6 protein-coding genes are annotated in these 2,412 nt (G+C 28.6%); all 6 read right to left on the reverse strand.

From position 1 onward, the window contains the following. Positions 1–85: 85 nt before the first annotated feature. Complete coding sequence (gpG, locus tag GBZ86_RS15005; RefSeq protein WP_152891990.1) at positions 86–397, reverse strand: phage tail assembly chaperone G; 312 nt, start codon at positions 395–397, stop codon at positions 86–88. Positions 398–409: 12 nt separating this feature from the next. After that, a complete protein-coding gene (locus tag GBZ86_RS15010) occupies positions 410–1,015 on the reverse strand; it encodes a major tail protein (protein ID WP_152891992.1) in 606 nt (201 codons plus the stop codon). A 12-nt stretch (positions 1,016–1,027) separates the two neighbouring features. Further along, positions 1,028–1,357 (reverse strand): hypothetical protein, encoded by a 330-nt coding sequence (locus tag GBZ86_RS15015; protein ID WP_152891993.1) that lies wholly within the window; start codon positions 1,355–1,357, stop codon positions 1,028–1,030. 5 nt (positions 1,358–1,362) lie between these two features. After that, positions 1,363–1,797, reverse strand: a complete 435-nt coding sequence (locus tag GBZ86_RS15020) for an HK97-gp10 family putative phage morphogenesis protein (protein WP_152891996.1) — start codon at positions 1,795–1,797, stop codon at positions 1,363–1,365. Further along, positions 1,797–2,174 (reverse strand): phage head closure protein, encoded by a 378-nt coding sequence (locus GBZ86_RS15025; protein ID WP_152891998.1) that lies wholly within the window; start codon positions 2,172–2,174, stop codon positions 1,797–1,799. Before GBZ86_RS15025 ends, GBZ86_RS15020 begins: the two co-directional genes overlap by 1 nt. Beyond that, positions 2,161–2,412: hypothetical protein (locus tag GBZ86_RS15030; protein ID WP_152892000.1), on the reverse strand; the 252-nt coding region annotated here is incomplete at its 5' end. The genes GBZ86_RS15030 and GBZ86_RS15025, both read right to left, overlap by 14 nt.

Raw genomic sequence — 2,412 nt, forward strand, 5'->3', positions numbered from 1 at the left:
TACTCTTCTTCTATGCTTTCATCTTCATACCCATTTTCCTTATCGTATTCATCAAAAAAGGAAGATTCCTTTGAATCTTCCTTCATTAGTTTTTTGTTAGTTTTTGCATACCTGCTTTAGTTCTACTATCAACTTCTTTAGCTACTTCAATCCATTTAACTTGAATTTCATCTGCTCCTAATCCTTCTAATAATTCTTCCTCTGTAAATTTATTATCAAAGACTTCCACTAAGAAGGTAACTAACATATCATAATGCTCTAGTTTAAAAGGAAGTTGCTTCTCTTCCACCTCACTTAATACACTTTGTATTTCTAAAAATCTTCTATATTTCATTCCAGTTATTTTTCTAGCTGAAAAACTTTTATTTTCCCCATTAATGTTTAATACTATATTCAAAATAAATTCCTCCTATTGTGTTTTTTGTACTGGCTCCTGCACCTTATCAAACCAACTTTGTATAGCTTTTTTTGCATCCCCATGCTCTTCCTTTAGATAACTTTCATTAACTCTTACCCTCCAGTTACCATCTTTAGCTCTTGGATAGAAAGTACCTTTTAATTTAGGGGTTTGAGTTTTTAATTTATCCTGTTGGGTTTCATAGGTATCTGTAGTTCCATCATTGAACTTACCACAATAATTCCATACAAATTCATATTTTTTATCTGTTCTTTTAGCTCTCCATCCTATGGCAATTTCATTAGCCATATCATCTTGATTATCTATTAAAAATCCATTTTCATATTTACATCCTCTTAATAGTGCTTCCTGCTCTGGACTTAAATCATTTATTTCTATTTCAATTTCAATACTTTCTAAGGTTTCAATAACATCCTCTGTGCCATCATCTGAATAAATTTTATCCACCTTTTTCTTTTCTGTTACTTTAGCACTTATGGATCTCGCTAATTTTTTAACTACATCTGTACTATAGTTAGATGTACTATTTTCTTTAACTACTGAAATACTAATATCTCTAAGTCCCATTCTTCTACTATTTACTATGGTTTCTGCCATTAATTTTCCTCCTTATTCTTCAGCATTTGCTATATAAAACCTTAAAGCCTTATGATATAGCTTTGTATCTGTTTCAAATTGATCTCTACCATCTATATAAATAAAGTCCTTATTTTTCATTGCTTTTTTAACTTTTCTTTTTAACCCTTCCACATTTTCCTTGCTCCAAATATCCACCTGAATATAATTTTCTATACTTTCATATTCATCATCTGAATAATCTTCAGGAACCTCACTAAAGGTAAAAAAGGTTATATGGGTTTTATTTAAACTTTCATCATACCACCCATATAAAACTGGTACTTTTAAATCTTTTAAAGCTTCTAATATTTTTTTATTCATAGTCCTTACCTTAACTTTTCAATTAATTTTTCATATTCCACCTTTGCTAATAGTTCAAAATCTTTTTTATACTTATTTAAAGCATTAAGTAAAAAGGGATTGGCAGGAATTTTAGAGGTTCCATATTCAATAAATTTGGCATAAAAAAAAGGAGAATTATCTCCTTTATCCCATCCAACTATTATATATAAACTTCCATTTCTATTTTTTACTCCACTAAGGGGAATATTATCCCCCATATGCTTTCCTGTTCTACTTCCTTTTCTTCCACTATTCATAGGGTTTTCACTTCTTGGAGCTTTACCTTTTGCTTCTCCCTGTGTAAGTTTAGCTGCTTTTTTTAGTATTTTTCTATTAGCATTTTCAGTGGCTCCCTTTCCTCCAAGTCTTTCACATTCCTTTATTAATTCTTCAAGGCCTGTAACTTCTATATAAGCCATTAATCTAACCTTCTCACCTTTAAAATAACATCCTCATTATTAAAGCCTAGAAAATCCACTAAGAAAATATCAAAAATAATATTATTCCATTTAACCTTATACTCTCTATTTTTATTATCACTTTTAAAGAATATTTCCTTTAATAAATTACAATATTTAATTCTTATATTTAAAGTGTTTTCTAAACCTACTCCAAAGGCATTATAAAGCTCTTTTCCATAAAGGTTATTAATATTACCAAAACATTTATAAATTACTTTATAATCTTCCTTCTTATAACCATCCTCATCTACAGTGGTTATTTTCTTTACAATTTCCATAGGCATATTGTAGGTTCTTAATAAATCCCTTTGTTTTTGCAAATTATTCTTTATCATTTTCACTCACCACATTTTGTATTTGTAACTGAATTAATGACCCTTTAAAATTAGGTTCAAAATATTCAAAGGCATTATTATAAATATATCTGCAATACTCAAAAAGTAAGGTTTTATTATAGGAGTTAGTATTAAATTCAAGACTAACTCCTGCTATATTATTTAAATAGATCTTTCCACTTTCTAAAAAGCCATTAAGAATAGAATCTTTATCCTCAAAGGTGATATTTAAATATTC

It is taken from the genome of Clostridium tarantellae (assembly GCF_009295725.1).
In the GTDB taxonomy this organism is placed as follows: Bacteria; Bacillota; Clostridia; order Clostridiales; family Clostridiaceae; genus Sarcina; species Sarcina tarantellae.